Origin of the sequence: Burkholderia sp. THE68 (assembly GCF_009938265.1) — a bacterium.
In the GTDB taxonomy this organism is placed as follows: Bacteria; Pseudomonadota; Gammaproteobacteria; order Burkholderiales; family Burkholderiaceae; genus Caballeronia.
This window is the reverse complement of the sequence record NZ_AP022317.1, coordinates 452,953-479,018: the sequence shown is the minus strand read 5'-3', so window position 1 is coordinate 479,018 and position 26,066 is coordinate 452,953. Positions and strand designations below refer to the sequence as shown.

The 26,066-nt window shown below is 64.0% G+C and carries 22 protein-coding genes; 15 read left to right on the top strand and 7 right to left on the bottom strand.

What is annotated here, in order from left to right:
• Window positions 1–96: 96 nt before the first annotated feature.
• Genes hpsN through BTHE68_RS23460 form a run of 4 tightly spaced genes read left to right on the top strand, consistent with a single transcriptional unit; the run spans window position 97 to window position 4,651 of the window.
• Window positions 97–1,410, top strand: coding sequence for a sulfopropanediol 3-dehydrogenase (gene hpsN / locus BTHE68_RS23475; RefSeq protein WP_162068695.1), 1,314 nt, complete (start codon window positions 97–99; stop codon window positions 1,408–1,410).
• A 28-nt stretch (window positions 1,411–1,438) separates the two neighbouring features.
• Window positions 1,439–2,206 (top strand): SDR family NAD(P)-dependent oxidoreductase, encoded by a 768-nt coding sequence (locus tag BTHE68_RS23470; protein WP_162068694.1) that lies wholly within the window; start codon window positions 1,439–1,441, stop codon window positions 2,204–2,206.
• A 21-nt stretch (window positions 2,207–2,227) separates the two neighbouring features.
• On the top strand, window positions 2,228–3,619 hold the full coding sequence (locus BTHE68_RS23465; RefSeq protein ID WP_162068693.1) for an MFS transporter: 1,392 nt from the start codon (window positions 2,228–2,230) through the stop codon (window positions 3,617–3,619).
• Window positions 3,620–3,640: 21 nt separating this feature from the next.
• Window positions 3,641–4,651: an alcohol dehydrogenase catalytic domain-containing protein gene (locus BTHE68_RS23460; RefSeq protein ID WP_162068692.1), complete on the top strand. Its 1,011-nt coding sequence runs from the start codon at window positions 3,641–3,643 to the stop codon at window positions 4,649–4,651.
• Window positions 4,652–4,716: 65 nt separating this feature from the next.
• Here the strand turns inward: BTHE68_RS23460 and BTHE68_RS23455 are convergent, their stop codons facing one another.
• Window positions 4,717–5,151, bottom strand: a complete 435-nt coding sequence (locus tag BTHE68_RS23455) for a hypothetical protein (RefSeq protein WP_162068691.1) — start codon at window positions 5,149–5,151, stop codon at window positions 4,717–4,719.
• A gap of 356 nt (window positions 5,152–5,507) precedes the next feature.
• On the opposite strand from BTHE68_RS23455, the gene oxlT reads away from it, so the two are divergent.
• The 10 genes from oxlT to BTHE68_RS23405 all read left to right on the top strand — a co-directional run bounded on the left by oxlT (window position 5,508) and on the right by BTHE68_RS23405 (window position 19,135).
• On the top strand, window positions 5,508–6,860 hold the full coding sequence (gene oxlT / locus BTHE68_RS23450; RefSeq protein ID WP_162068690.1) for an oxalate/formate MFS antiporter: 1,353 nt from the start codon (window positions 5,508–5,510) through the stop codon (window positions 6,858–6,860).
• A 159-nt stretch (window positions 6,861–7,019) separates the two neighbouring features.
• Window positions 7,020–8,762 carry an oxalyl-CoA decarboxylase gene (oxc, locus tag BTHE68_RS23445; protein WP_162068689.1) on the top strand — a complete coding sequence of 581 codons (1,743 nt, stop codon included), beginning with the start codon at window positions 7,020–7,022 and terminating at the stop codon, window positions 8,760–8,762.
• Between the two features lie 28 nt (window positions 8,763–8,790).
• Complete coding sequence (gene frc, locus BTHE68_RS23440; protein ID WP_162068688.1) at window positions 8,791–10,044, top strand: formyl-CoA transferase; 1,254 nt, start codon at window positions 8,791–8,793, stop codon at window positions 10,042–10,044.
• A 143-nt stretch (window positions 10,045–10,187) separates the two neighbouring features.
• Entirely contained in the window at window positions 10,188–10,619 is a 432-nt protein-coding gene (locus BTHE68_RS23435; protein WP_162068687.1) for a PAS domain-containing protein, read from the top strand.
• 241 nt (window positions 10,620–10,860) lie between these two features.
• Entirely contained in the window at window positions 10,861–11,670 is an 810-nt protein-coding gene (locus tag BTHE68_RS23430; RefSeq protein ID WP_162068686.1) for a fumarylacetoacetate hydrolase family protein, read from the top strand.
• A 57-nt stretch (window positions 11,671–11,727) separates the two neighbouring features.
• Window positions 11,728–13,287, top strand: a complete 1,560-nt coding sequence (locus BTHE68_RS23425) for a Re/Si-specific NAD(P)(+) transhydrogenase subunit alpha (protein WP_162068685.1) — start codon at window positions 11,728–11,730, stop codon at window positions 13,285–13,287.
• Window positions 13,288–13,297: 10 nt separating this feature from the next.
• Complete coding sequence (gene pntB / locus BTHE68_RS23420; RefSeq protein ID WP_162068684.1) at window positions 13,298–14,695, top strand: Re/Si-specific NAD(P)(+) transhydrogenase subunit beta; 1,398 nt, start codon at window positions 13,298–13,300, stop codon at window positions 14,693–14,695.
• A 6-nt stretch (window positions 14,696–14,701) separates the two neighbouring features.
• Complete coding sequence (locus tag BTHE68_RS23415) at window positions 14,702–15,718, top strand: 2-dehydropantoate 2-reductase (RefSeq protein ID WP_162069161.1); 1,017 nt, start codon at window positions 14,702–14,704, stop codon at window positions 15,716–15,718.
• Between the two features lie 209 nt (window positions 15,719–15,927).
• Window positions 15,928–18,513 carry a bifunctional aconitate hydratase 2/2-methylisocitrate dehydratase gene (gene acnB / locus BTHE68_RS23410; RefSeq protein ID WP_162068683.1) on the top strand — a complete coding sequence of 862 codons (2,586 nt, stop codon included), beginning with the start codon at window positions 15,928–15,930 and terminating at the stop codon, window positions 18,511–18,513.
• A 163-nt stretch (window positions 18,514–18,676) separates the two neighbouring features.
• On the top strand, window positions 18,677–19,135 hold the full coding sequence (locus BTHE68_RS23405; protein ID WP_061179384.1) for a ribonuclease: 459 nt from the start codon (window positions 18,677–18,679) through the stop codon (window positions 19,133–19,135).
• Here BTHE68_RS23405 and BTHE68_RS23400 read toward each other — a convergent pair.
• The 6 genes from BTHE68_RS23400 to BTHE68_RS23375 are packed head-to-tail and all read right to left on the bottom strand — an operon-like array spanning window position 19,105 to window position 24,318.
• Window positions 19,105–19,353: a hypothetical protein gene (locus tag BTHE68_RS23400; protein WP_162068682.1), complete on the bottom strand. Its 249-nt coding sequence runs from the start codon at window positions 19,351–19,353 to the stop codon at window positions 19,105–19,107. The genes BTHE68_RS23405 and BTHE68_RS23400 overlap by 31 nt on opposite strands.
• 10 nt (window positions 19,354–19,363) lie before the next feature.
• Window positions 19,364–20,347 (bottom strand): Gfo/Idh/MocA family protein, encoded by a 984-nt coding sequence (locus BTHE68_RS23395; RefSeq protein WP_162068681.1) that lies wholly within the window; start codon window positions 20,345–20,347, stop codon window positions 19,364–19,366.
• 18 nt (window positions 20,348–20,365) lie between these two features.
• The gene (locus tag BTHE68_RS23390) at window positions 20,366–21,217 is read right to left on the bottom strand and encodes a sugar phosphate isomerase/epimerase family protein (RefSeq protein WP_162068680.1); all 852 of its coding nucleotides are present in this window, start codon (window positions 21,215–21,217) and stop codon (window positions 20,366–20,368) included.
• On the bottom strand, window positions 21,214–22,389 hold the full coding sequence (locus BTHE68_RS23385) for a dihydrodipicolinate synthase family protein (RefSeq protein WP_162068679.1): 1,176 nt from the start codon (window positions 22,387–22,389) through the stop codon (window positions 21,214–21,216). Before BTHE68_RS23385 ends, BTHE68_RS23390 begins: the two co-directional genes overlap by 4 nt.
• A 7-nt stretch (window positions 22,390–22,396) precedes the next feature.
• Window positions 22,397–23,176, bottom strand: a complete 780-nt coding sequence (locus tag BTHE68_RS23380) for a 3-ketoacyl-ACP reductase (protein WP_162068678.1) — start codon at window positions 23,174–23,176, stop codon at window positions 22,397–22,399.
• Window positions 23,173–24,318, bottom strand: a complete 1,146-nt coding sequence (locus BTHE68_RS23375) for an acyl-CoA dehydrogenase family protein (RefSeq protein ID WP_162068677.1) — start codon at window positions 24,316–24,318, stop codon at window positions 23,173–23,175. Before BTHE68_RS23375 ends, BTHE68_RS23380 begins: the two co-directional genes overlap by 4 nt.
• A 214-nt stretch (window positions 24,319–24,532) precedes the next feature.
• On the opposite strand from BTHE68_RS23375, the gene BTHE68_RS23370 reads away from it, so the two are divergent.
• Window positions 24,533–26,053 (top strand): acyl CoA:acetate/3-ketoacid CoA transferase, encoded by a 1,521-nt coding sequence (locus BTHE68_RS23370; protein WP_162069160.1) that lies wholly within the window; start codon window positions 24,533–24,535, stop codon window positions 26,051–26,053.
• Window positions 26,054–26,066: the final 13 nt, after the last annotated feature.

Below are 26,066 nucleotides of genomic sequence, written 5' to 3'. Positions count from 1 at the left end.
GAACATATCAGCCGAGTTCAGTATCGGCTTATTTTTAAGGCAAAAATGCAAGCGCTTGCATTTTCAGATCGAAGTGTTCGAACTCAGGAGCAGACCATGACGGTGTTGTATATCAAGAAGGCCGCCAAGACCCCGGAAACCGAAACCGCCACCGCCCAGCGGGTCGTCACGGAGATGCTGGCGGAGATCGAAGCCAACGGCGAAACCGCCGTGCGCGCCTATGCGGCGAAGCTCGATCGCTGGGATGGCGAGATCATCGTGTCGCGCGAGGAAATCGAGCGGCGCGCGTGCGAAGTGCCGCAGCCTATTCGCGACGACATCGACTTCGCGGTGAAGCAAGTGCGTGACTTCGCGCTCGCGCAGCGTCGCTCGATCGAAGATTTCTCGGTCGAGCTGCATCCGGGCGTGACGGCCGGTCAGCGTGTGGTTCCGGTGAACGTCGTCGGCTGCTATGCGCCGGCCGGGCGTTACGCGCATATCGCGTCGGCATACATGGGCGTGGCGACGGCGAAGGCGGCCGGCGTGAAAACGGTGATTGCCTGCTCCAGCCCGTTTCGCGGCGGCGGTATTCATCCGTACGTGCTGTACGCGTTCAAGGCGGCGGGCGCGGATGTCGTGATGACGCTTGGCGGTGTCCAGGCGATCGCTTCGATGGCATATGGTCTCTTCACCGGCAAACCGGCGGATGTCGTCGTCGGTCCGGGCAACAAGTTCGTCGCGGAAGCGAAGCGCGCGTTGTTCGGCAAGGTCGGCATCGACGTGTTCGCGGGTCCGTCGGAAGTCGCCGTGATCGCCGACGAAACCGCCGATCCGGCGATCGTCGCGAGCGATCTGGTCGGCCAGGCCGAACACGGCCACGAGTCGCCCGCGTGGCTTTTCACGACCTCGAAGGCGCTCGCCGCCGAAGTGATGGCGCTGGTGCCGCGTCTGATCGACGATCTGCCGCCGACCGCCCGCGACGCCGCCGCCGCCGCATGGCGCGACTATGGCGAAGTGATCCTCTGCGACACGCGCGAGGAAGTGGTCGAGATATCGGACCGCTATGCCTCCGAGCATCTCGAAGTGCACGCCGCCGATCTCGACTGGTGGCTCGACACGCTCACCTGCTACGGCTCGCTGTTCCTGGGCGAAGAAACGACGGTCGCGTTCGGCGACAAGACGAGCGGTCCGAACCACGTCCTGCCGACCAAGGGCGCGGCGCGCTATTCCGGCGGGCTTTCCGTGCACAAGTTCGTGAAGACGCTGACGTGGCAGCGCATGACGCGCGATGCGGCCAGACGTATCGGCGAAGTCACGGCGCGCATCTCGCGACTCGAAGGCATGGAGGCGCATGCGCGAACGGCCGACGACCGCCTGAAGAAGTACTTTCCCGACGAGCAGTTCGAAAAGGGCGAGACGGTTCAGGTTTGAACGCACAGCGCACTCGACGGAGCGATCGATGAATCATGCAAAGCTGTTCAGTCTCGAAGGACGCATCGCGCTCGTGACCGGCGGCAACGCCGGCATCGGCCTCGCGATGGCGCGCGCGCTCGGGCACGCGGGCGCGCGCGTCGTGCTCGCAGCAAGGCGCGAAAGCGCGCTGCGCGACGCGGTGGCCAGTCTCGCCGCGCAGGGCATCGCGGCGGATTGCATCGCCGGGGATATCGGCAGTCCGGAAGCGGCGCGTCAATGCGCCGGGCAGGCGCTCGCGGCGAACGGGCGGATCGACATACTGGTGAATGCCGCCGGCGTGAATCTGCGCCAGCCGTTTTCCGAGGTCACGCCCGAGGCATGGCAGACGCAACTCGCGCTGCATCTCGGTGCGCCGTTCTTTCTGACCCAGGCGCTCGCGCCGCGCATGAAGGAACGGCGCTGGGGAAGAATCATCAACGTCGCTTCGCTGCAGTCGTATCGGGCGTTTGCGAACAGCGCGCCATACGGCGCGGCGAAGGGCGGCGTGGTGCAGCTCACGCGCGCCATCGCTCAGGAATGGGGGCGTCACGGCATCACCTGCAATGCCATCGGTCCAGGCTTTTTTCCTACGGCGCTCACGGCATCCGTATTCGCCGACGAAGCGCTCGCCGCGCGGCACGCGGAACAAACCTGTCTCGGCCGCAACGGCACTCTGGAGGACATCGACGGCCTCGCCGTGTTTCTCGCAAGCGACGCGTCCGCTTACATTAGCGGTCAAACAATCATGATCGACGGCGGTTATACCGCACGCTGATCCACGTTGGTGGAGACAAACATGCTGATTCAGGACAGTCAGGGACGCGGGCACGTCGGCACGGGCGCGCCTTCGTCCGCTGAAGATGTCGCGCGCAGCGGTTCGGAGAATCTACGGGCGGTCACGGTGTCGAGCGTGCTCGGCGCGGTGATCGAATGGTACGACTTCTTCCTTTATGGGGTGGTGGCGGGCGTCGTGCTGAACAAGCTGTATTTTCCGCAGACGGACCCGGTGATCTCGACGATGCTCGCTTACGGCACGTTCGCGCTCGGCTTCGTCGCGCGGCCGGTGGGCGGCGTGATCTTCGGTCACTTCGGCGACCGGCTCGGCAGAAAGAAGATGCTGATGCTCACGCTGCTGCTGATGGGTGGCGCGACCGTTCTGATCGGCCTCGTGCCGCCGTATGCGAGCATCGGCATTGCGGCGCCGCTGTTGCTGCTTGCCTGCCGCATCGTGCAGGGTATCGGGCTTGGCGGCGAGTGGGGCGGCGCGGTCCTGATGACCTATGAGTCCGCACCCGTCGAAAAGCGCGGCTTCTACGCGAGCCTGCCGCAGGTGGGCATGTCGCTCGGCCTCGTGCTCGCCTCGGGCGTCATCGCGGTGCTGTCGTTCACGCTCGACGAGAAGCAGTTCCTGACGTGGGGCTGGCGGCTGGCTTTCCTTGCGAGCGGCGTGCTCGTCATCGTGACCTTCTACATGCGCAAGCATGTCGCCGAAACTGACGACTTCAAGAAGGCGAAGAAAGCGCACAAGGCCACGCTGCCGATCATGGACGTGTTCCGCCGCTATCCGCGCACGGTGCTCGCATGCATGGGCGCCCGCGTGATCGATGGCGTGTTCTTCAATGTGTTCGGCGTGTTCTCGATTCACTATCTCACCGACACCTTGCACTTCGCGCGCACCACCGCGCTGCTCGGCGTGGTATTCGGCGCGCTTGTGATGACGTTCTTCATCCCGTTCTGGGGGCGCGTGTCCGACAAGGTCGGGCAGCCGGTCGTGTACGGCACGGGCGCGCTGCTGGCGGGACTCTCGGCGTTTCCTGCGTTCATGCTGATGGCGGGCGCGAACGGCTCGGCGCTGCCGGTGTGGATCGCGATCATCGTACCGTTCGGCGTGTTTCATGCTGCCGTGTTCGGCACGATGTCCTCGCTCTTTTCCGAAGCGTTCGAGCCGGATGTGCGCTATAGCGGCATCTCGTTCGTCTATCAGTTCGCAGGCGTGTTCGCGGGAGGCCTGACGCCCGTCGCGGCGACATGGCTGACCGGAATCCAGTCCGGCAAGCCGTGGTACCTGTGCCTCTACGTGCTGGCTGCGGGCGTCCTGAGCGCGTCGTGTTGTGCGTGGCTCGCGCGGCACCGCAAGTCGCCTTCGTGCGAGCGCCTGCGCGCACGCGAACTCGCCAGCCATCGATAACACCAACGGGAAAACCTTTCGATGAAAGCCCTTGTGTACACCCAGCCGAACGAGATGCAGCTCCTCGATCGCCCCGAGCCGGTCGCGCAAGCGGGCGAGGTCGTGCTGAAGATCGACGCGGTCGGCATCTGCGGCTCCGACATGCACGCCTATCACGGGCACGATCCGCGTCGCAAGCCGGGTCTCGTACTCGGACACGAATTCGCCGGCACCATCGCGCAGAGTCGCGATGCGAAGTGGCGGGAAGGAACGCGCGTGACCGGCAATCCGCTCATCACTTGCGGGACGTGCGAGTTTTGCGTGCAGGGCCGCGATAACCTGTGCGCGAATCGCACGATGGTCGGCATGACGCGTCCCGGCGCCTTCGCCGACTACATGTCGATACCGGCCGCGAGTCTCGTCGAGATTCCCGGCGATATGCCCGCGCACATCGCCGCCGCGACCGAGCCCGCCGCGACCGCGTTGCATGCGGTGAATCTCACGATGCGCGCGTTGCTGCGGCCCTTGCCCGAGTGCCGCGCGCTCGTGATCGGCGGCGGCGCGATTGGCCTGCTCTGCGCGTTGCTGCTGCGTGCGTACGGATGCCGCGACGTAACGGTGGCCGAAACCCACGCCGCGCGCCGTGCATCATGCGAGCGCGAAGCCGGTTGCAGAACGCTCGATCCGCTGGCGCAGGAAGCGCCGCAGAACCACTTCGATTTCGTGATCGATGCGGTGGGCGCCAAGGTCACGCGCGCGAGCGCACTCGCGGCGGTGAAGCCGGGCGGCGTGATCATGCACATCGGTTTGCAGGACTGGGCGAGCGAGATCGACATGCGCAAGCTCACGCTCGCGGAAATCACCCTGCTCGGCACCTACACCTACACGATGGCCGATCTGCGCGCGAGCGTCGCCGCGCTGCACGAAGGCGCGTTCGGTTCGCTGGCGTGGCTGGAGCAAAGGTCGCTCGCGCAAGGTCCGCAAGCATTTGCCGATCTGCATGCGGGCCTGGCGAAATCGAGCAAGGTTCTGCTCATTCCAGACCCGGCCTGAGGGACCCGGACGTCGAGTTCTGCCGGCCTCGGCGCGAGGGCAATCGCGCCGGGGCCGGTCCGTGCTCAGTCGTGACGATGATGCTTGTGGTGCTTGCCGTGATGACCGCGGCTGTAGTCGTCCGCGTAGGAATTCGAGCGCGAGACATTGCCGCCCAGCGCGGCACCCGCGCCGCCGCCCAGCGCCGCGCCGACCAGGCCGCCGCCACGGCCGCCCATCGCATTGCCTGCCGCCGTACCCGCGCCGCCGCCCAACGCGCCGCCGATGATCGCGCCCGTGCGCTCGCGACGGTTCGACGTGACCGCACCGCCCGCACCCCCGCCCACTGCGCCGCCGAGCACCGCGCCCGTGCTGCCGCCTACCGCGCCGCCGAGCGCCGCCCCGGCCACGCCGCCGAGCGCGCCGCCGAGCGCATTGTTCATGTCGCCCGCCAGGGCCGGCATCGACGCCGAAGCCGCGAGCGCGGCGATCGCAACAAACTGAATGATTCGCTTGGACATTGTTCGGATGTTTGTTTTTGAGACGGCGCGAGTATACCCGTAGCCCTGAAAGGTTTTCGTAACGACGCACGTAGTTGGCGGTAAGAGGTGTAACAAAATCGATTCGCCGCCCTTTCGCCGCGAATCTATGCCGCCGCTAATTCATTCATGATCCTGAATCGATATCTAAATTTTTTCTAACTTTTCCTTATCGTTTTTCGCGAGCACGATTCACTCGTGTGCTTTTCCGCGTTCGATCGCGCCTGCCGCGACGACCGGCCATCTATCCGACACACCGACTCGCCACCGACGCACCGCGTCGGTTTCTGAAGTACATAGGCGCCGCACGAGCGCACTGACACATAACGGAGACAGACATGGCAAGCGCAGACACGGCGATGACCGGGTATTCGAACGGACTTCGTCATAACAGGTGGGTGCAGTTGACGATCGGCATCGTCTGCATGGGGCTCGTGGCCAACTTCCAGTACGCGTGGACGTTGTTCGTGATGCCGATGGACGCGAAGCACCATTGGGGTCAGGCGGCGATTCAGACCGCGTTCACGATCTTCATCGTCACGGAGACGTGGCTCGTGCCCGTCGAGGGCTGGCTCGTCGACAAGTTCGGGCCGCGACCCGTGGTGATGGGCGGCGCGATCTGCGCGGCGATCGGCTGGATCATCGACGCGCATGCCACCACGCTCATGCATCTGTACATCGCCGCCGTGGTCGCGGGTATCGGTGCGGGTTGCGTGTACGGCACGTGCGTCGGCACCGCGCTGAAGTGGTTTCCGGACAAGCGCGGCCTCGCGGCCGGTCTGACGGCGGCAGGCTTCGGCGCGGGCGCGGCCGTGACCGTGATCCCGATCTCCAACATGATCCAGAGCACGGGCTACGAAAGCGCGTTCATGTTCTTCGGCAGCCTGCAAGGCGCGGTGATCTTCGTGCTGGCGCTGTTGCTCGTGCGGCCGAAGCCGCCTGCGAACCTGGTGCCGGCCAAACGCATCGTGTCGACCAAGATCGACTACACGACCGGGCAGATGGTGCGCGCGCCGATCTTCTGGGTGCTGTATGCGATGTTCGTCGCGGTGGCGGCGGGCGGCGTGATCGCCACCGCGCAGTTCGGGCCGATTGCCAAGGAATACGGCTTCGCCAGCATGCCGGTGAGCCTGTTCGGCGCGACCCTGCCGCTGCTCGCGATGACGCTGTCCATCGACAACCTGTGCAACGGCTTCACGCGACCGCTATGCGGCTTCATCTCGGACAAGATCGGCCGGGAAAACACCATGTTCATCATCTTTCTGGGCGAGGGCGTCGCGCTGCTCGGGCTGATGCAGTTCGGCCAGAACCCCTACATGTTCATGGTGTTCGCGGCGCTGACGTTCCTGTGCTGGGGCGAGATCTTTTCGATCTTCCCGGCGACCTGCGCCGACACGTTCGGCAGCAAGTACGCCGCCGCCAACGCGGGCACCTTGTACACGGCCAAGGGAACGGCCTCGATGATGGTGCCGATTGCGTCCGTGCTGGCGTCGCTCGGCTCGTGGAACACCGTGTTCATCGCGACCGCGATCACGTCGATAGCGGCGGGCATATGCGCCAAGTTCGTACTCGCGCCCATGCGCCGCCGCTGGATAGAAAACACGATCACGCAGACCGCATCGCCGCCGCCGATCGGCATGTCCTTCCCGTCTGACTGGACGGAAGCGCCGAGCAAATCGTCGGCGCGATGAAGACGCGTTGACCCACAAATGCAAAAGGCCGCGTGACGGACGTCCGCGGCCTCGGTTTCTAAAACAGCCAGCTCAAAAAAACCAAAAATAGGCTTTGACAAATTCAGTATCTGATATCTAGTATATCACCACGATAACCATCCATCAGGAGGAGACAAAATGGCAGACGTACTCGAGGAAAGCGCGCAGGCAGTCGCTGAAGAACAAGTGCAGCAGACGACTGACGGTTTCCACCTGGTCATCGATGCGCTGAAACTCAACGACATCGACACGATCTTCGGCCTCGTCGGCATTCCGATCACCGACCTGGCGCGCCTCGCGCAGGCGGAAGGCATGCGCTTCATCGGCTTTCGTCATGAGCAGCATGCGGGCAATGCGGCCGCGATCGCCGGCTACATGACCCAGAAGCCGGGCATCTGCCTGACCGTGTCGGCGCCGGGCTTCCTGAACGGCCTGACCGCGCTGGCCAACGCGACCACCAACTGCTTCCCGATGATCCTGATCAGCGGCTCCAGCGAGCGCGAAATCGTCGATCTGCAGCAGGGCGACTACGAAGAGATGGACCAGCTGAACGCGGCCAAGCCGTATGCGAAGGCGGCCTATCGCGTGCTGCATGCGGAAGACATCGGCATCGGCGTGGCGCGGGCGATCCGCGCAGCCGTGTCGGGCCGTCCGGGCGGCGTGTATCTCGATCTGCCCGCCAAGCTGCTCGCACAGACGATGGACGCGCTCAAAGGCCAGCAATCGCTCATCAAGGTGGTCGATGCCGCGCCGCGTCAGTTGCCGTCGCCGGATTCGGTGAAGCGCGCACTCGACGTGATCAAGAGCGCGAAGCGTCCGCTGATCCTGCTCGGCAAGGGCGCGGCCTACGCGCAGGCCGATGCGCAGATTCGCGAACTGGTCGAGAAGAGCGGCATTCCGTATCTGCCGATGTCGATGGCCAAGGGCCTGCTGCCCGATACGCATGCGCAATCGGCGTCGGCGGCGCGTTCGTTCGTGCTGCAGGAAGCGGACTGCGTCGTGCTGATCGGCGCGCGTCTGAACTGGCTGCTGGCGCACGGCAAGGGCAAGACCTGGGGCGCGGCGCCCAAGCAGTTCGTGCAGATCGACATCTCGCCGACCGAGATCGACAGCAACGTCGCGATCGCGGCGCCGGTGATCGGCGACATCGGTTCGTGCGTGTCGGCGCTCGTCGCGGGCATCGATGCGGGTTTCCCGAAGCCGTCGGGCGAATGGACGGGCGCGATCAACGAGCGCAAGAACAAGAACCTCGAAAAGATGGCGGCCACGCTCGCGAAGAATCCGTCGCCGATGAATTTCCACAGCGCGCTGCGCGCCATTCGCGACGTGCTGAAGACGCGCCCGGACATCAACGTCGTCAACGAAGGGGCGAACACGCTCGACTATGCGCGCAGCATCATCGACATGTACGAGCCGCGCAAGCGCTTCGATTCCGGCACGTGGGGAATCATGGGCATCGGCATGGGCTTCGCGATCGGCGCGGCGGTGACGAGCGGCAAGCAGGTCGTCGCGATCGAAGGCGACAGCGCGTTCGGCTTCAGCGGCATGGAGCTCGAAACCATCTGCCGATACGACTTGCCGGTCTGCACCATCGTCTTCAACAACAACGGCGTGTATCGCGGCACCGATGTGAATCCGACCGGCGGCAAGGACGTCGCGCCGACCGTGTTCGTGAAGAACGCGCGCTACGACAAGATGATCGAGGCATTCGGCGGCATCGGTTTCCACGCGACGACGCCTGACGAGCTCACACATGCACTCGAAGAAGCGATCAAGTCGGGCAAGCCGACGCTGATCAACGCAGTGATCGATGAAACGGCCGGCACGGAGAGCGGTCGCCTGACGAATCTGAACCCGCAAACCGCGGCGATGAAAAAGTAATCAAGACCAGCCACCCAGGAGATTTCAAGTGAGCGAAAAACCACTCAAAGGCATCAAGATCATCGACTTCACGCACGTGCAAGCCGGTCCCGCATGCACCCAGATGCTGGCCTGGTTCGGTGCGGATGTGATCAAGGTCGAACGTCCCGGGTCGGGCGACGTCACGCGCAACCAGTTGCGCGACATTCCGGACGCCGACGCGCTGTATTTCACGATGCTCAACAGCAACAAGCGCTCGTTGACGCTCGATACGAAAACGGAAGAAGGCAAGGAAGTGCTCACCAAGCTGATCCGCGAATCGGACGTGCTGGTCGAGAACTTCGGTCCGGGCGCGCTGGACCGCATGGGCTTCTCGTGGGAAAACATCCACGAACTGAACAAGAAGCTGATCGTGGCATCCGTCAAGGGTTTCAGCGACGGTCACCATTACGACGATCTGAAGGTTTATGAAAACGTCGCGCAATGCGCGGGTGGCGCGGCATCGACGACGGGCTTCTGGGACGGCCCGCCGACCATCAGCGCAGCCGCGCTCGGCGACAGCAACACCGGCATGCATCTGGCGATCGGCATTCTCACGGCTATCATCGGCCGTCAGCAAACGGGCAAGGGGCAGAAAGTCGCCGTGTCGATGCAGGACAGCGTGCTCAACCTGTGCCGCGTGAAGCTGCGCGACCAGCAGCGTCTGGATCGCGTGGGCTACCTGGAAGAGTATCCGCAATATCCGCACGGCACGTTCAGCGACGTGGTGCCGCGCGGCGGCAACGCGGGCGGCGGCGGACAGCCGGGCTGGGTGCTCAAGTGCAAGGGCTGGGAAACCGACCCGAACGCGTACATCTACTTCACGATTCAGGGTCACGCGTGGGCGCCGATCTGCCGCGCGATCGGCAAGCCGGAATGGATTCAGGACCCGAACTACATGACGGCCGAAGCGCGCCAGCCGCACATCTTCGATATCTTCAATACGATCGAAACGTGGCTCGCCGACAAGACCAAGTTCGAAGCCGTCGACATTCTGCGCAAGTTCGATATTCCGTGCGCGCCGGTGCTGACGATGAAAGAACTCGCGAACGATGAATCGCTGCGCGCGAGCGGCTCGATCGTCGAAGTGGATCACAAGGTGCGCGGCAAGTACCTCACGGTCGGCAGCCCGATCAAGTTCTCGGATCTGAAGCCGGAAATCACGGGCTCGCCGCTCTTGGGCGAGCACACCGAGGAAGTCTTGCTCGAGCTTGGCTACAGCGCGGAGCAGGTTGCGCGCATGCAGGAAATCCGGGCCGTCTGACGCGGTCACATTGGCAGGTAAAGGGTGATCGCTGCCTTCTGCCGTCTTGACAGGAAGACGGCAGGACGGCAGCGCCCCCTCGATAATTACTAGATCGCTTTCAAGCGTAAGCTGCATCGTTACCCCACGATCCGGACGACACCATGGCCCACACCATCGACTACGAACAGCTCGTCAATGCAATTGGCGATGCCGTGATCATTTCGGATGCGAACGGTGCGATCACGCTATGGAATCCGGCTGCGGAACGCATGTTCGGCTTTACCGAGAGCGAAGCAATGGGACAGTCGCTGGATCTGATCATTCCGGAACGTCTGCGCGGCCGTCATTGGGACGGCTACCAGAAGACGATGGCGACCGGCGAGACGCGTTATGGGCACGATCTGCTCAAGGTGCCTGCCGTCGATAAAGCCGGACGCGCGATGTCGATCGCGTTCACGGTCGCGCTATTGCGCTCGCCGCAAGGCGAAGTGACCGGCATTGTCGCGATCATTCGCGATGAAACGGCGCGCTTTCAGGAAGATCGTGCGCTACGCAAGAGGATCGCCGAGCTGGAGGCAAAGACCCCCGCCTGAGCTTCAGCGATTCAAAGAACATAAGACAGCGGCTTGCGTCTGCGCACCACGAAGCGCCCGGACGAAGCTGTAGAGGAGGAAGCGGCCACCCATCCCACCGGCCGCTTCAACGACGCCCGCGTTCGCGGCTGACCGACCAGAAATCGACAACTATTCGTACCTTGCGCCAGCTTCGCTGACGCGAGGCGCAGGCGGCTGCGCGCGCAGCGCGAAAGGTCTTGCGACATCGGGAGGAGACAATATGAGCTTGTGGATCCGCTATACGCACGCGACGGGCAAGGAAAACGGCCGCGCTGGTTTTGGCCTGCTCGACGACGGGCGCGTGATCGAATACGAAGGCGACATGTTCGCCTCGCCGCGTCCGACAGGACGGACGTTCGGCCTCGACGACGTTTCGCTGACGAGTCCGTGCGTGCCGAGCCGGATCGTCGCGTTATGGAACAACTTTCATGCGCTATCCGCGAAGCTCGGCAAGCCGCTGCCCAAACATCCGCTGTTTCTGATCAAACCGTCGACGTCGCTCGCCGGACCCGGCGACACGATTCAGCGTCCCGCCGCATACGACGGCAAGATCGTCTACGAAGGCGAGCTCGGGATCGTGATCGGCAAACGGTGCAGCAATGTGAGCGTCGAGGAAGCCGCCGGTTATGTGTTCGGCTATACATGCGTCAACGACGTCACGGCCGCCGACCTGCTGTTCGAAGATGCGAACTTTGCACAATGGTGTCGCGCGAAAGGCTATGACACGTTCGGTTGCATCGGACCTGCGATCACGACCGAACTCGACTGGGAAAACACCCACGTCGTGACCACGCTCGACGGCGTCGAGCGGCAAAACTATCCGCTGGCCGACATGGCGTTTTCACCGCTGGAACAGGTGAGCCGCATTTCCCGCGACATGACCTTGCTGCCAGGCGACGTGATCGCGTGCGGCACTTCGCTGGGCGTGGGTTCGATGCGCGATGGCGCGACGGTCGAGGTTTCGATCGAAGGCATCGGCACATTGACGAACCACGTGTCCGAAGTACTCGCGACGGTTGAAGCACGCTAAGGCTTCTCTCAGGCGCGCGCCACTCAGAATTTCAAACCGTCGATTGGGAATTTAGTCATGCCAATGATGATTGCAGTGCCACGGGAGCGCTATCCCGGGGAACGTCGCGTCGCCTTGACGCCCGAAGTAGTCGGACATCTGCTGAAGCTCGGTTTCGAAGTGACCGTCGAGACCGGTGCGGGTGAACTTGCCGCATTTACCGATGACGCCTATCGCGCGGCGGGGGCGCATATCGCGCAGGACGCGCCGTCGCTCTATGCGGGCGCGGATATCGTCGTGAAAGTGAGGGCGCCTTCCATCGAACCTGCGGCCGATGAAGTCGTGTGGTTGCGTGAAGGATCGACGCTGATCAGTTTTATCTGGCCGGCGCAGAACGAAACGCTGTTGACGCGCCTCGCCGCGCGCAACGTCACCGCGCTCGCGATGGACTGCGTGCCGCGCATCTCGCGCGCGCAAAAACTCGATGCACTGAGTTCGATGGCCAATATGGCGGGCTATCGCGCGGTCATCGAAGCCGCGCACCAGTTCGGCCGTGGCTTCATGGGACAGATCACGGCGGCAGGCAAGATCGCCCCGGCCAAAGTGATGGTGATCGGCGCGGGCGTGGCGGGACTCGCGGCGATCGGCGCGGCGCGCAGTCTCGGCGCGATCGTCCGTGCATTCGATACGCGGCCCGAAGTGCGGCAGCAGGTCGAGAGCATGGGCGCGGAGTTTCTCGAACTCGATTATGTGGAAGACGGCAGCGGCAGCGGCGGCTACGCGAAAGAGATGAGCGCGGAATTCATCGCCGCGGAAATGGCGCTGTTCGCCGCGCAGGCGAAGGAGGTCGACATCATCGTGACGACCGCGCTGATTCCGGGCAAGCCCGCGCCCAGACTGATCACCGCCGACATGGTGCGCAGCATGCGCCAGGGCAGCGTGATCGTCGACATGGCGGCGGAGCAGGGCGGCAATTGCGAGCTGACGCAGCCGGGCGAGGCGGCATTCGTGGAGGGCGTCACGATCGTCGCTTATACGGATCTGCCATCGCGCATGGCGACGCAATCGAGCCAGTTGTACGGCACGAATCTGCGGCATCTTCTGACTGATCTGACGCCGCAGAAGAACGGCGAAATCGTGGTCGATACCGATGACGAAGTGATCGGCGGCGTGGCCGTGGTGCTGCGCGGCCACGTGAGATGGCCGATGCCCAGGAAGCCCGCGCCCGCGGTCGCTCCTCCCGCCGCCGCGAAACCCGCCACGACGATTGCCGCGACGGTCGAACAGAAGCGCCGCGCGGGATGGATCGGCGTGGCCGGGCTCGCTGTCGCAGCCGTATTGCTCGCGGCATTGGGCGCCGTTGCTCCGCCTGAGTTCGTCGCACACTTCACCGTGTTCGTGCTTGCGATCTTCGTCGGCTATCAGGTCGTATGGAACGTGACGCCCGCACTGCACACACCGCTGATGAGCGTGACCAACGCGGTCAGCGGCATCATCGTGACGGGCGCGCTGTTGCAGGTCGGCACGCCGAATAACCTGGTCGCGATTCTTTCCGGCCTGGCGATTCTGATCGCGACCATCAATATCGCTGGCGGCTTTCTCGTCACTCAACGCATGTTGAACATGTTCCAGCGCTAAGGAGATCGACATGCAAACTGGAATCGGAAGCATCGCCTATCTGGTGGCGAGCGTGCTGTTCATCCTGAGCCTGCGCGGGCTCAGTCATCCGGCGACGGCGCGGCGCGGCAACCTCTGCGGCGTCGCCGGCATGGCCATCGCGATCGTCACGACGCTATGGCTCAACGGCGGAGCGGCGCTGCCGGTCGTCGTCGTGCTGATGGCGATCGGCGTGGCGGGCGGCGCGCTGCTCGCCCGACGCGTCGAGATGACGCAGATGCCGCAACTCGTCGCGGCATTGCATAGTTTCGTGGGGCTGGCGGCGGTGCTGGTCGCCATCGCGAGCTATCTGTCGCCGGGGTCAGGCGCGGAGCCGGACAGCGTGGCGCAATCGGTGCACGAAGTCGAGATCTATCTCGGCGTGTTCATCGGCGCGGTGACGTTCACCGGATCCATCGCCGCATTCCTCAAGCTGCAGGGCATCGTGGGCGGCAAGCCCTTGCTGCTGCCGATGCGGCACACGCTGAATCTCGTCGGCGTGTTCGCGTGCCTCGCGCTCGGCTATGTGTTCCTCACTGCGCCCGATGCGGATGTCGGCATCAGCGCGCTGCTCACGATGACCGCGATCGCCGCACTGCTCGGCGTGCATCTGGTGATGGCGATCGGCGGCGCGGACATGCCGGTGGTCGTGTCGATGCTGAACAGCTACTCGGGCTGGGCGGCAGCCGCGACCGGCTTCATGCTCAGCAACGATCTGTTGATCGTGACCGGCGCGCTGGTCGGCTCGAGCGGAGCGATTCTGAGTTACATCATGTGCCGCGCGATGAACCGCAAATTTCTCTCCGTGATTCTGGGCGGCTTCGGCACGGTGACGTCTTCCGCAGGAAAGGCGATCGAGGGAGAAGTCGCACCGGTCACGGTCGATGAAGTCGGCGCGCTGTTGCGCGATGCATCGGAAGTCGTCATCGTGCCGGGCTACGGCATGGCCGTCGCGCAGGCTCAGGCGACCATCAGCGAGATCACGAAAAACCTGCGCAGCAAGGGCGTGAAGGTGCGCTTCGGCATTCATCCGGTGGCGGGCCGCTTGCCGGGGCACATGAACGTATTGCTTGCGGAGGCGAAGGTGCCATATGACATCGTTCTCGAAATGGATGAAATCAACGAAGACTTTTCCAGCACGGATGTCGTGCTGGTGATCGGCGCAAACGACATCGTGAATCCGGGCGCGCTCGAAGACCCCGGCAGTCCGATTGCCGGCATGCCGGTGCTCGAAGTGTGGAAGGCGCGCACCGTGGTCGTGTCCAAACGAAGCATGGCGGCGGGCTATGCGGGTGTCGACAACCCGCTCTTCTACAAGGAAAACACCCGCATGTTGTTCGGCGATGCGAAAGGCAGTGTCGATGCGCTGCTCAATCATCTTGGAGCGTGAGTGACCATGAAGATCTGTGTCTATGGCGCCGGTGCAATCGGCGCATATCTCGGCGCGCAGCTGGCGCTCGCGGGTGCTGACGTGAGCTTCGTTGCGCGCGGTCCGCACCTCGCCGCCATGCAGGAAAAGGGCGTACGGCTGCAAATCGACGGCGAGGAACGTGTGGTCAAGGTCCGATGTGCATCGGACCCGCGCGAGCTGGGTCAGCAGGATTACGTGATCGTGGCGTTGAAGGCGCATTCGGTGCCGGGTGTCGTCGGCCAGATACGAACCTTGCTCGGGCCGGACACGGCGATCGTCACGGCCGTCAACGGGATTCCCTATTGGTACTTTCACAGGCATGGCGGGAATCTGGAAGGCACCACGCTCGACAGCGTCGATCCCGGCGGAACGCAATGGAGCGCGCTCGGACCGGAGCGCGCGATCGGATGCGTGGTGTACCCGGCGGCGGAAGTCGTCGCGCCGGGTGTGATCCGCCATGTGTATGGAAAGAAATTTCCCATCGGCGAACCCAGCGGGGAGCGCAGCGAGCGCATTCAGAGGCTGCATGAAATCATGAGCGCAGCGGGTCTGGATGCGCCCATCCGGGAACGTATCCGCGATGAAATCTGGCTGAAGCTCTGGGGCAATCTCTGCTTCAACCCGATCAGCGCATTGACGCATGCAACCCTCGATGTCATCACGAGCAATCCGGCTACGCGCGCGGTGTCCAAAGCCATGATGCTGGAGGCCAAGACGATCGCCGATCAGTTCGGCGTGCATTTCCGGGTCGATGTCGAAAGGCGTATCGACGGCGCGGGCGCGGTCGGCGCGCACAAGACATCGATGCTCCAGGATCTCGAAGCCAACCGGCCGATGGAGATCGATCCGCTCCTCACCGTCATCCAGGAAATGGGGCGTCTCGTCGGCCAGCCCACGCCCACGATCGATACGGTGCTGGCGCTGATCAAACTGCGAGGACAGGTTGCGGAGCACGCGCCCCGGCCATCGGAAAAATCGACACCCGTAGCCGAAACGGCCTGAAAGACGTGCGCCGCCCTGAGGGGCGGCGCACGAGCGATACGACCAACCATCATCACTGGGGAAACCTCACACCCTCAACTCTTATATAAGACATAAGACATAAGACATTTGACGCGGTGCAGTATTGCGATTAAAATGGCGGCCGAAGCAGTGCCAGAACACCCTTGGCACGTTTGGAAAGCCCCTGAAACGCAATACGAACGGTCCCCATGCTCGAAAACTTTCGCGCCCACACAGCCGCACGCGCCGCGCTCGGTATTCCTCCCCTGCCGCTGTCGGCTCAGCAAACCGCCGAGCTGGTGGAACTGCTGACGAATCCGCCCGCCGGTGAAGAACAGACGCTGCTCGACCTGATCACCAACCGCGTGCCCGCGGGCGTGGACGAAGCCGCCCGCGTCAAGGCCGGCTTCCTCGCCGCCGTGGCCAAGGGTCAGACGGCCTGCGCGCTGATCACGCGCGCCCGCGCCACCGAACTGCTCGGCACCATGCTCGGTGGTTACAACATCGAGCCGCTGATCGAGCTGCTGTCCGACGCGGAAGTCGGCGCCGTGGCCGCAGAAGCGCTCAAGAAGACCCTCCTGATGTTCGACCAGTTCCACGATGTCAAGGAACTGGCCGACGCGGGCAACGCCCACGCGCGCGCCGTACTGCAAAGCTGGGCGGACGCCGAATGGTTCACGAGCCGTCCGGAAGTGCCGCAAAGCCTGACCATCACCGTCTTCAAGGTGACGGGCGAGACCAACACCGACGACCTGTCGCCGGCCCCGGACGCCACCACCCGCCCGGACATTCCGCTGCACGCGCTGGCGATGCTGAAGAACGCCCGCCCCGGCATCACACCGGAAGAAGACGGCAAGCGTGGGCCTGTCGCGTTCATCGAGTCGCTGAAGGAAAAGGGTCACCTGGTCGCGTACGTAGGCGATGTGGTCGGCACTGGCTCCTCGCGCAAGTCGGCCACCAACTCGGTGCTGTGGTTCACGGGCGAGGACATTCCGTTCATCCCGAACAAGCGCTTCGGCGGCGTGTGCCTGGGCGGCAAGATCGCCCCGATCTTCTACAACACCATGGAGGACGCCGGCGCGCTGCCGATCGAACTCGATGTCTCGAAGATGGAAATGGGCGACGTGGTCGAACTGCGCCCGTACGAAGGCCGTGCGCTGAAGAACGGCGAAGTGATCGCCGAATTCCAGGTCAAGTCCGACGTGTTGTTCGATGAAGTGCGCGCCGGCGGCCGCATTCCGTTGATCATCGGCCGCGGGCTGACCGCGAAGGCGCGCGAAGCGCTGGGCCTGCCGGCATCGACCCTGTTCCGCCTGCCGCAGCAGCCCGCCGACAACGGCCGTGGCTTCTCGCTGGCCCAGAAGATGGTCGGCCGTGCCTGCGGCCTGCCGGAAGGCCAGGGCGTGCGTCCGGGCACGTACTGCGAACCGAAGATGACCTCGGTTGGCTCGCAGGACACCACCGGCCCGATGACCCGCGACGAACTGAAGGACCTGGCGTGCCTGGGCTTCTCGGCCGACCTCGTCATGCAGTCGTTCTGCCACACGGCCGCTTATCCGAAGCCGGTGGACGTGAAGACCCACCAGACCCTGCCGAACTTCATCAGCACCCGTGGCGGCATCGCGCTGCGCCCGGGCGACGGCGTGATCCACTCGTGGCTGAACCGCATGCTGCTGCCCGACACCGTCGGCACCGGCGGCGATTCGCACACGCGCTTCCCGATCGGCATCAGCTTCCCGGCGGGTTCGGGCCTGGTCGCCTTCGCGGCCGCGACGGGCACCATGCCGCTGGACATGCCGGAATCCGTGCTGGTCCGCTTCAAGGGCAAGATGCAGCCGGGCGTGACCCTGCGCGATCTGGTCAACGCAATCCCGCTGTACGCGATCAAGCAGGGCATGCTGACGGTTGCCAAGCAAGGCAAGAAGAACATTTTCTCGGGCCGCGTGCTCGAAATCGAAGGCCTGCCCGACCTGAAGGTCGAGCAAGCGTTCGAATTGTCGGATGCTTCGGCCGAGCGCTCGGCCGCCGGATGCACGGTCCACCTGAACAAGGAACCGATCATCGAGTATCTCAACAGCAACGTCACGCTGCTGAAGTGGATGATCGCCCAGGGCTATCAGGACCCGCGCAGCCTGCAGCGCCGCATCGAGGCGATGGAGCAGTGGCTGGCCGACCCGCAACTGCTGTCGCCGGATGCCGACGCCGAATATGCCGCGGTCATCGAGATTGACCTCGCCGATATTCACGAGCCGATCGTGGCCTGCCCGAACGATCCGGACGACGTGAAGACGCTCTCCGACGTGGCTGGCGCCAAGATCGACGAAGTGTTCATCGGCTCGTGCATGACCAACATCGGGCACTTCCGTGCCGCGTCGAAGCTGCTGGAAGGCAAGCGCGACATCCCCGTCAAGCTGTGGGTCGCGCCGCCGACGAAGATGGACCAGAAGCAGCTGACCGAGGAAGGTCACTACGGCGTGTTCGGCACGGCCGGCGCGCGTACCGAAATGCCGGGCTGCTCGCTGTGCATGGGTAACCAGGCACAGGTGCGCGAAGGCGCGACGGTCATGTCGACCTCGACCCGCAACTTCCCGAACCGCCTGGGCAAGAACACGAATGTGTATCTCGGCTCGGCGGAACTGGCGGCGATCTGCTCGCGTCTGGGCAAGATTCCGAGCAAGGCCGAGTACATGGCCGACATCGGCGTGCTCGACGCCAACAGCGACAAGATTTACCAGTACATGAACTTCGACCGGATCGAAGACTTCAAGGAAGTGGCCGATACCGTGAAGATGTAAGGACGCAGTCGGTTCTCAACATCGTCATGCAGTGGCGCCGCAAGCTGAATGCCTGCGGCGCCATTTTTTTGTCGGCGTCGAAACGTTGATTCGCCTTGCCATTAGCGATACCCTGAATCGTTCGTGATCGTCGGATGCAGGTCAACGTGGAGACAACCATCTCGTGAAACCGGCACGCGTTTTCACCTGCATCTTCGTCTTGAGCGCACTCCTCGGCGGATGCGACAAGAACAAATCGCCTACTGCAGCTCAAGACACGGGCGCATCCGCCGCGAGTCAGGCGGCGGGCCAACTGAGCCAGGCCGCGAGCGAGCCACCCGCCGCATCGGGCGTGCTCGCCACGGTCACCCGGGCGAAATTGCCGGCAGAGGCAACTGAAACGCTGCGTCTGATCAAAGCGGGCGGCCCGTACCCGTTCGGCGAGGACGGCGTCCTGTTCCGCAACAGCTCGACACTGCTGCCGCAGCATCCGCGCGGCTATTACCACGCATATACGGTTCGCACGCCCGGTTCGACGGATCGCGGGCAGCGCCGCATCGTGTGCGGCGGACCGCGCCGGCAGACGGGCGATTGCTACTACACCGAGGATTACTACGCCAGTTTCAAGCGCATCGCGGAATGAACATGCGCCTTGGCGGTGCGAATGGCCTCGTCGAAGGACGCGGCGGTCGCCACATGCCGATGATTGACGCTCACGAGCCAGCCTTCGGCGGCGCGGCACCAGCGAATCTCTCCACCGTCCATCAGGGCCGAAAACCATCGCCATAGGGATGCGTCATCCGCGTTGGCGCGCGCGGCCGCCAGCGCGCGGGTTTCCCGGAGTTGCTGCACGTCGGTCATCGACGCCGTGCTAACGGTCGGCATGAGACAGGACCTCGTCGATGACAAGCTGGTTGCCCAGCGAATTCTCGAGCGTAAATACAATCGATTTGTCGGGCCCGAGCACCGCTGCACTGAAATCTTCAATCATCGACTGATACTGATCGATGTTTCCAAATTCGACCGTTTCGACCTTTCCCGTGTCATCCGGACGAATGTGAACGCACGCACCGGCGTACACGCCGGGGTTGAACGGCGCATCCAGTGAAAGCCAGCCTTTCGAGCCGTGGAAGATCATTTGCTGGCGGCGCGCGAGTTGCGTGCCGCAGTAGAAGTGAAGGTCGAAACCGGGAAATTTCAGATCGCAGACCGCCAGCTTGTCCGTGCCGTAGCGCGGATCGATGGTAATGCTCGCGTTGACCTCGACAGGCTCAAGGCCCGTCGCGATGCGCGTCGTGACGACCGGATAGACGCCGATGTCACGCACGCCGCCACCGCCCAGCGCCAGATCATTTTTGAGTGCGCGAGGATCATCGTTGAAGTAAGTGAAGGACCCTTCCACGCGCTTCAGTTCACCAAGTGACCCGTTTGCGATGCGCTCCCTGACGAATGCCCACTGCGGATGGTGCGCCACCATGAACGCCTCGCCGCAGATCAGACCCGTCGCGTCCCGCAGCGCAATCAACTCACGAACCTGCGAGGCCGTCATCGCGATGGGCTTCTCGCACAGGACATGTTTGCCCGCGAGCAGCGCCTTTTTGCACCACTCGAAGTGACTGGCCGTCGGCAGAGGGATGTAGACGGCATCGACCTGATCGCTTGCGATGACTTCGTCGTAACTCGCATGTGTGGCTGCGATGCCGTGCCGCGCGGCGAACGCGGCGGCGCGGTCGCGATCGCGTGCGGCGACGCACACCACGCGACCGTTGACCGATCGCTGGATGGCGGGCACCACGAAATTGTCGGCGATGCGGGCGGCGCCAAGCACGCCCCAGCGAACCTTGTCACGCGTCATGATGTTCCTCTCATCGTTTCAGCACACACTCTGCAGGCGTTCCGCGCAGATGCGCAGCACTTCATCCGGATCGCGGCGCCACCAGTTTTCTTTCGAAAAAATCTCGACTTCGACCAGACCGTCATACCCGGCGTGCTCGACACTTTTGCGAATGTCGGAGAGATCGACGACACCGTCGCCCATCATGCCGCGATCCAGCAAGAGATCACGTGTTTCGCGCAGCCAGTCGCACACATGAAACGCGAGCAGTCGATCGTCCTGTCCCGCTCGCGCGATCGATGCGCGCAGCGCCGGGTCCCACCAGCAGTGATAGATATCGAGCGCGACGCCGAGATTGCCGGCGTGGTCAGGATCGAGTTCGGCGCAAATATCCAGCGCCTGCGCAAGCGTGTTGATGACGGCGCGGTCCGCTGCGTACATCGGATGAAGCGGTTCGAGCGCGAGCGGCACGCCACAATCGCGCGCCGTCTCGACCAGTTCGCCGATCCCCTCGATAACCTGGGCGCGCGCGCCGTGCAGATCGCGGCTGCCCTCGGGCAAGCCACCGACCACCATGACGAAGCAGCGCGCGCCGAGGGTCGCGGCGTCGCGCAGGGCCGCCTTGTTCGCGTCGATGTTCGCGGCGAATTGCTCACGGCTGGTCGCTGGCAGATACGTCGAACGGCAATAGCCCGTGACGCTCAGGCCGACATCGCGGATCTGCCTCGCGAGTTCGTCTACGTTCGCGTTCTCCACTTCGTGACGCCACGGCGCGATGCCGCCGAATCCCGCCGCCGCAACGCGGTCGATCGTCACGCTCAGCGGCTCGCGATGGCCGAGCGTCGCGGTGTTGACGGCGCACAGATCGAGTCTTCCCTGCAGGTTTCTCATGATCGCTCGCCGCAACCAAGCGCCGTCATGACCTTGCGAACGCGGCCGATGGCATCGTCGGGATCGCGCAGCAGACCTGCCTGATCGGCAAGACGGAAAACATCGGCGAGATAGGCGGGCGGGCGCATGCCGTGATGGCCGCCGAGCATGAAGAAGTGATCCTGAAAGCCGTTCAGATAGGCGAGGAACACGACGCCCGTCTTGTAGTACTGCGTAGGCGCGCGAAAGATGTGACGCGACAGCGGGACCGTCGGCGCAAGCAGCGCGTGGAACGTATCGGGGTCATCGCCGGCGAGCGCGTCGAGTGCCTGCGAAGCGGCCGGCGCAATCGCATCGAAGATGCCGAGCAGCGCATGCGAATAGCCGACGTCGTCGCCCGCTATCAGGTCCGGATAGTTGAAATCGTCGCCGGTATACATCTTCACCGTGTGCGGCAGCCGACGGCGGAACGCAATTTCCTTGGCGTCATCGAGCAGGGATATCTTGATGCCGTCGACACGATCGACGCTGTCGCCGATCACGTCGAGACACACTTGCGCGGCGCGCTCATAAGCCGCCTCGCCCCAGTAACCGGCCAGCTCGGGATCGAACATCTCGCCGAGCCAGTGCAGGATCACCGGTCGATCGCACATTGCGAGGACTTCACGATAGACGCGCCGATAGTCGTCCGGCGAGAGCGCGACCCGCGCAAGCGCCCGGCTCGCCATCAGGATGACGCGTCCGCCCACGCGCTGCACGGCTTCGAGTTGTTCGGCGTAGGCGCGGATCACCTGATCGCAGTTCGTGATCGATGGCAGCGCGACGTGATCCGTGCCGCAGCCCGAGGCAATCAATGCGCCGGGAATATCGCGCGTGCCTTCGATGGTGCGCGTGATGAGTTCCAGCGCGCTATGCCACGGCAGACCCATGCCGCGTTGCGCGGTGTCCATCGCCTCGGCGATGCCGAGACCTTGCCGGAGCAGATAGCGCCGATATTCGAGCGTGCGCTCCCAGTCGATGGCGGGCGGCGCGCCGAGTTCAGCGGCGCGCAGCGGATCGGCCACGACGTGCGCGGCCGAATAGGCGATGCGGTTGAATGTGCGAGCGGGCGTTCGCGCATCGAGGGGGGTGCCTTGCAGGCGATAACTTTCCATCGTGCCGAGGGCAGTCGGCAACTTGAGCGTTGAGTTCATGTGCATCTCAGTATTTGTTGACGAGTAAGCCGCCATCGACGCGGATCGCCTGTCCTGCGCTGTACGGCAAGCCGCCGGTCGCGAGCGTTCGCACGGCCGTCGCGACTTCCAGCGGCGTGCCCCAGCGCCTGATGGCGGTGAGACCTTGCTCCATCTGCGCGTCATAGCGCGCGCGGGAAGGCGCGGTCATCTCGGTCTCGATCAGACCAGGCTGCACTTCATAGACGCCGATGCCGTGCTCGGCGAGGCGCAGCGAAAACAGCGTCGTGGCCATCGATGACCCCGCCTTCGACACGCAATACTCGCTGCGCAACGGCGAAGCGGCGACCGCATTCGACGAGGTGATCGTGATGACGCTCGGATGCGCCGCCACGCTCTTGCGCGTGCGCGACAGAAAGTGCCGCGCGAACGCCTGCGTCAGAAAGAAGGTCCCGCGTGTATTGATCGCGATGCAGCGGTCGAAGCTTTCGGGCGTCACGTCGAGCAGATCGCCGCGCGACATCACCGACACGCCCGCGTTGTTCACGAGACAATCGATCGGGCCGCCGAGACGCGTTTCGATGTCGAGCAGCGTGGCGTGATGCGCGGCGATATCGGCGAGATCGGAGACGACGGCGATCGCGCGCGCGCCGGTCTTCTCGACTTCGGCGACGGCCTGATCGAGTTCATCGGAGGCCACGGCGTCGGTGAGCGCGACATCGAATCCCGCGCGGCCGAGTTCGATTGCAATCGCCCGCCCGATGCCACGCCGGCTGCCCGTGACGAGCGCAACGGGGCGCGCGCTCATAACGATGCTCCGTTGGCGATCAGATCGCGCGCGATGATCGTGCGCTGAATCTGATTCGTGCCTTCGTAGATCTGCGTGATCTTCGCATCGCGATAGAGGCGTTCCACTTCATAGCCGCGAATGTAGCCACTGCCGCCGAAGATCTGCACGGCGTTCGCGCTGTGCTTGACCGCCGTGTCGCCCGCGAAGCATTTCGCCATCGAACACGCGATGCTCGCGCGCTCACCGGCTTCGAGACGCGCGGCGGCATCGTGCACCAGCAGGCGCGCGGCCTGGATATCTTTCGCCATGTCGGCGAGCATCCACTGCACGCCCTGAAACTCGGCGATATGCGTGCCGAACTGCTTGCGGGTCTGCGCGTATTCGAGCGCTGCTTCGAGACCCGCCTGCGCAATGCCGACCGCCAGCGCGGCAATGCCCACGCGGCCTTTGTCGAGCGCGCTCATCATCATGTGAAAGCCGCGTCCTTCCTGCCCGAGCAGCGCGTCTTCGGCAAGCTTCACGCGGTCGAAATGAAGCTCGCCGACCTGCGACGCACGCTGCCCCATCTTGTGTTCCTTCGGCCCCTTCGATACGCCCGGCAAATGACAGTCGACGATGAAGATGCTCATGCCGCGCTTGCCCGCAGCGAGGTCCGTGCGCGCCAGCACGAACGCGAGGTCCGCGACCGGCGCGTTATGAATCCACAGCTTCGCGCCGCTGAGTTCCCAGCCATCGGCTGTGCGCGTGGCGGTGGTCCGGATGCCGGAGACGTCCGTGCCCGCGTCGGATTCGGTGATGCAGTAAGCCGGGCGCAGCTCCGCGCGCAGCAGCGACTCGAGATACCTTGCGCGCTGCGCATCGCTGCCATGCGCGCTCAGCAAGGTGCCGACGAGTTCGAGCAGGCCGCACTGATCCGCCACCGACGCGTAACCGCGCGACAACTCTTCCATCACGAGCGCATACGCCGTGACATCCATCCCGGCGCCGCCGAATTCCTCCGGCACGGTGATGCCGAATAACCCGAGCTCGCCCATCTGCTTGTAGATCTCCGCCGGAAAGCGCTCTTCGCGATCCAGTTCCTCGGCCAGGGGCCGGATGACTTCCTGCGCAAAACGCCGCGTGGTGTCGCGGATTTGCTCGTGTGTTTCCGAGAGTCTCATGCTGTCTCCATGCCATTCGTCAGACCAGATATTTGCGGCAGGACTTGTCTTGAAGGTATACCCGAAGACCGTCTAAATACCGCTTGAATTCAGAGGTTTCGTGTGCCAACATTCGCAACAAGTAACCATCTGGTGGGTTATTTAAGACCAACGAATGGCCGCTGTCAATGGCTTTCGCGGCGGATTCTCAAAGGAGCTTTCAGTGAACAAGTGGATGGACGCTGCCGCTGCGGTCGGGCAGATTTTCGATGGCGCGACGATCGCGCTCGCGGGTTCCGGCGGCGGGCTGCTCGAAGCGGACGCCGTGCTCGCGCAGCTCGAACGGCGCTTTCTCGAAACCGGGCATCCGCGCGATCTGACCATCGTCCACGCGCTCGGTATCGGCGATGCCAAGGGCAGCGGGCTGGGCCGGTTCGCGCATGCGGGCATGGTCAGGCGCGTGATCGGCGGCCACTGGAGCTGGGCGCCCGCGATGCAGAAGCTCGCCCGCGAGAATGCGTTCGAGGCGTACAGCTTTCCGGCGGGCGCCATCTCCACGCTGCTGCGCGAGATCGGCGCGGGCCGGCCGGGACTCGTCACGCATGTTGGACTGCGAACCTTTGTCGATCCGCGTATCGATGGCGGCAAGATCAACGAACGCGCCAGCGAAGATCTCGTGGAACTGATCGAGCTCGATGGCCGCGAGTATCTGCGCTACAAGCCGTTCAAGGTCGATTTCGCGATCGTGCGCGGCTCATCCGCCGATGAGAGCGGCAATGTCACGCTGCGCCGCGAACCCGCCGACCTCGATGTCTACGCCGCCGCGCTGGCCGCGCACAACAGCGCGGGCCGCGTCATCGTGCAGGTGAAGGAGCGCGAGCCTGAAGGCTATGTGCCGGCGCGGCTCGTGCGCATTCCGGGCATTCTGGTCGATACGCTCGTCGAAACGCCAGGGCAGGTGCAATGCGTGGTGTCGGACTACGATCCGGCGCTGAGCGGCGAAGCGCAGTGCGCCATCGGCGACGGATTCTACGAAGTGCCGACGGGCATCCGCCGCATCATCGCCGCGCGCGCCGCGCTCGAACTGCGTGAGGGGCAGTCGGCGAATTTCGGCTTCGGCATTCCGGGCGGCATTCCCGCGTTGCTCGCGCAGCAGGGGCGCATGGGCACGTTCTGGGGATCGGTGGAGCAGGGCATCCACAACGGCGCCATGCTCGATGGCCCCATGTTCGGCACGGCGCGCAACGCGCACGCGATCCTGTCGAGCGTCGATCAGTTCGATTTCTACAGCGGCGGCGGCGTCGATGTCTCCTTCCTCGGCATGGGCGAGATGGATGGCGCGGGCAACATCAACGTGTCGAAGCTCGGTTCGACGGTGGTGGGGCCGGGCGGTTTCATCGACATCACGCAGGGCGCGCGCAAGATCGTTTTCTGCGGCAGTTTCGAGGCGAAGGGCCTGCAAGTCGAGCAGGCGGGGACGCGTTTGAATATCGTTTCGCCGGGCAGCGTGCCGAAGCTCGTCGAACGCGTGCAGCACATCACGTTCAGCGGCGAGCAGGCGTTACGCAGCGCTCAGGAAGTGCTTTACGTGACCGAGCGCGCGGTGTTTCGACTGGAGGCCGAAGGCGTGCGTCTGATCGAAGTCGCGGATGGCGTCGATATCGAGCGTGACGTGCTGGCGCGCATGGCGTTCAGGCCGCTCGTCGATGAAGCGTTGCTCGCGCGGATGTCGGCATCGCAAGAGAAGGTGGCGTGAGATGACACCGCTC

Bases quoted from the DNA above. Each gene is read 5' to 3' on its own strand.
- hpsN (WP_162068695.1), top strand. From the start codon at position 97: ATGACGGTGTTGTATATCAAGAAGGCCGCCAAGACCCCGGAAACCGAA.
- BTHE68_RS23470 (WP_162068694.1), top strand. From the start codon at position 1,439: ATGAATCATGCAAAGCTGTTCAGTCTCGAAGGACGCATCGCGCTCGTG.
- BTHE68_RS23465 (WP_162068693.1), top strand. From the start codon at position 2,228: ATGCTGATTCAGGACAGTCAGGGACGCGGGCACGTCGGCACGGGCGCG.
- BTHE68_RS23460 (WP_162068692.1), top strand. From the start codon at position 3,641: ATGAAAGCCCTTGTGTACACCCAGCCGAACGAGATGCAGCTCCTCGAT.
- BTHE68_RS23455 (WP_162068691.1), bottom strand. From the start codon at position 5,151: ATGTCCAAGCGAATCATTCAGTTTGTTGCGATCGCCGCGCTCGCGGCT.
- oxlT (WP_162068690.1), top strand. From the start codon at position 5,508: ATGGCAAGCGCAGACACGGCGATGACCGGGTATTCGAACGGACTTCGT.
- oxc (WP_162068689.1), top strand. From the start codon at position 7,020: ATGGCAGACGTACTCGAGGAAAGCGCGCAGGCAGTCGCTGAAGAACAA.
- BTHE68_RS23435 (WP_162068687.1), top strand. From the start codon at position 10,188: ATGGCCCACACCATCGACTACGAACAGCTCGTCAATGCAATTGGCGAT.
- BTHE68_RS23430 (WP_162068686.1), top strand. From the start codon at position 10,861: ATGAGCTTGTGGATCCGCTATACGCACGCGACGGGCAAGGAAAACGGC.
- BTHE68_RS23425 (WP_162068685.1), top strand. From the start codon at position 11,728: ATGCCAATGATGATTGCAGTGCCACGGGAGCGCTATCCCGGGGAACGT.
- pntB (WP_162068684.1), top strand. From the start codon at position 13,298: ATGCAAACTGGAATCGGAAGCATCGCCTATCTGGTGGCGAGCGTGCTG.
- BTHE68_RS23415 (WP_162069161.1), top strand. From the start codon at position 14,702: ATGAAGATCTGTGTCTATGGCGCCGGTGCAATCGGCGCATATCTCGGC.
- acnB (WP_162068683.1), top strand. From the start codon at position 15,928: ATGCTCGAAAACTTTCGCGCCCACACAGCCGCACGCGCCGCGCTCGGT.
- BTHE68_RS23400 (WP_162068682.1), bottom strand. From the start codon at position 19,353: ATGACCGACGTGCAGCAACTCCGGGAAACCCGCGCGCTGGCGGCCGCG.
- BTHE68_RS23395 (WP_162068681.1), bottom strand. From the start codon at position 20,347: ATGACGCGTGACAAGGTTCGCTGGGGCGTGCTTGGCGCCGCCCGCATC.
- BTHE68_RS23390 (WP_162068680.1), bottom strand. From the start codon at position 21,217: ATGAGAAACCTGCAGGGAAGACTCGATCTGTGCGCCGTCAACACCGCG.
- BTHE68_RS23385 (WP_162068679.1), bottom strand. From the start codon at position 22,389: ATGAACTCAACGCTCAAGTTGCCGACTGCCCTCGGCACGATGGAAAGT.
- BTHE68_RS23380 (WP_162068678.1), bottom strand. From the start codon at position 23,176: ATGAGCGCGCGCCCCGTTGCGCTCGTCACGGGCAGCCGGCGTGGCATC.
- BTHE68_RS23375 (WP_162068677.1), bottom strand. From the start codon at position 24,318: ATGAGACTCTCGGAAACACACGAGCAAATCCGCGACACCACGCGGCGT.
- BTHE68_RS23370 (WP_162069160.1), top strand. From the start codon at position 24,533: ATGGACGCTGCCGCTGCGGTCGGGCAGATTTTCGATGGCGCGACGATC.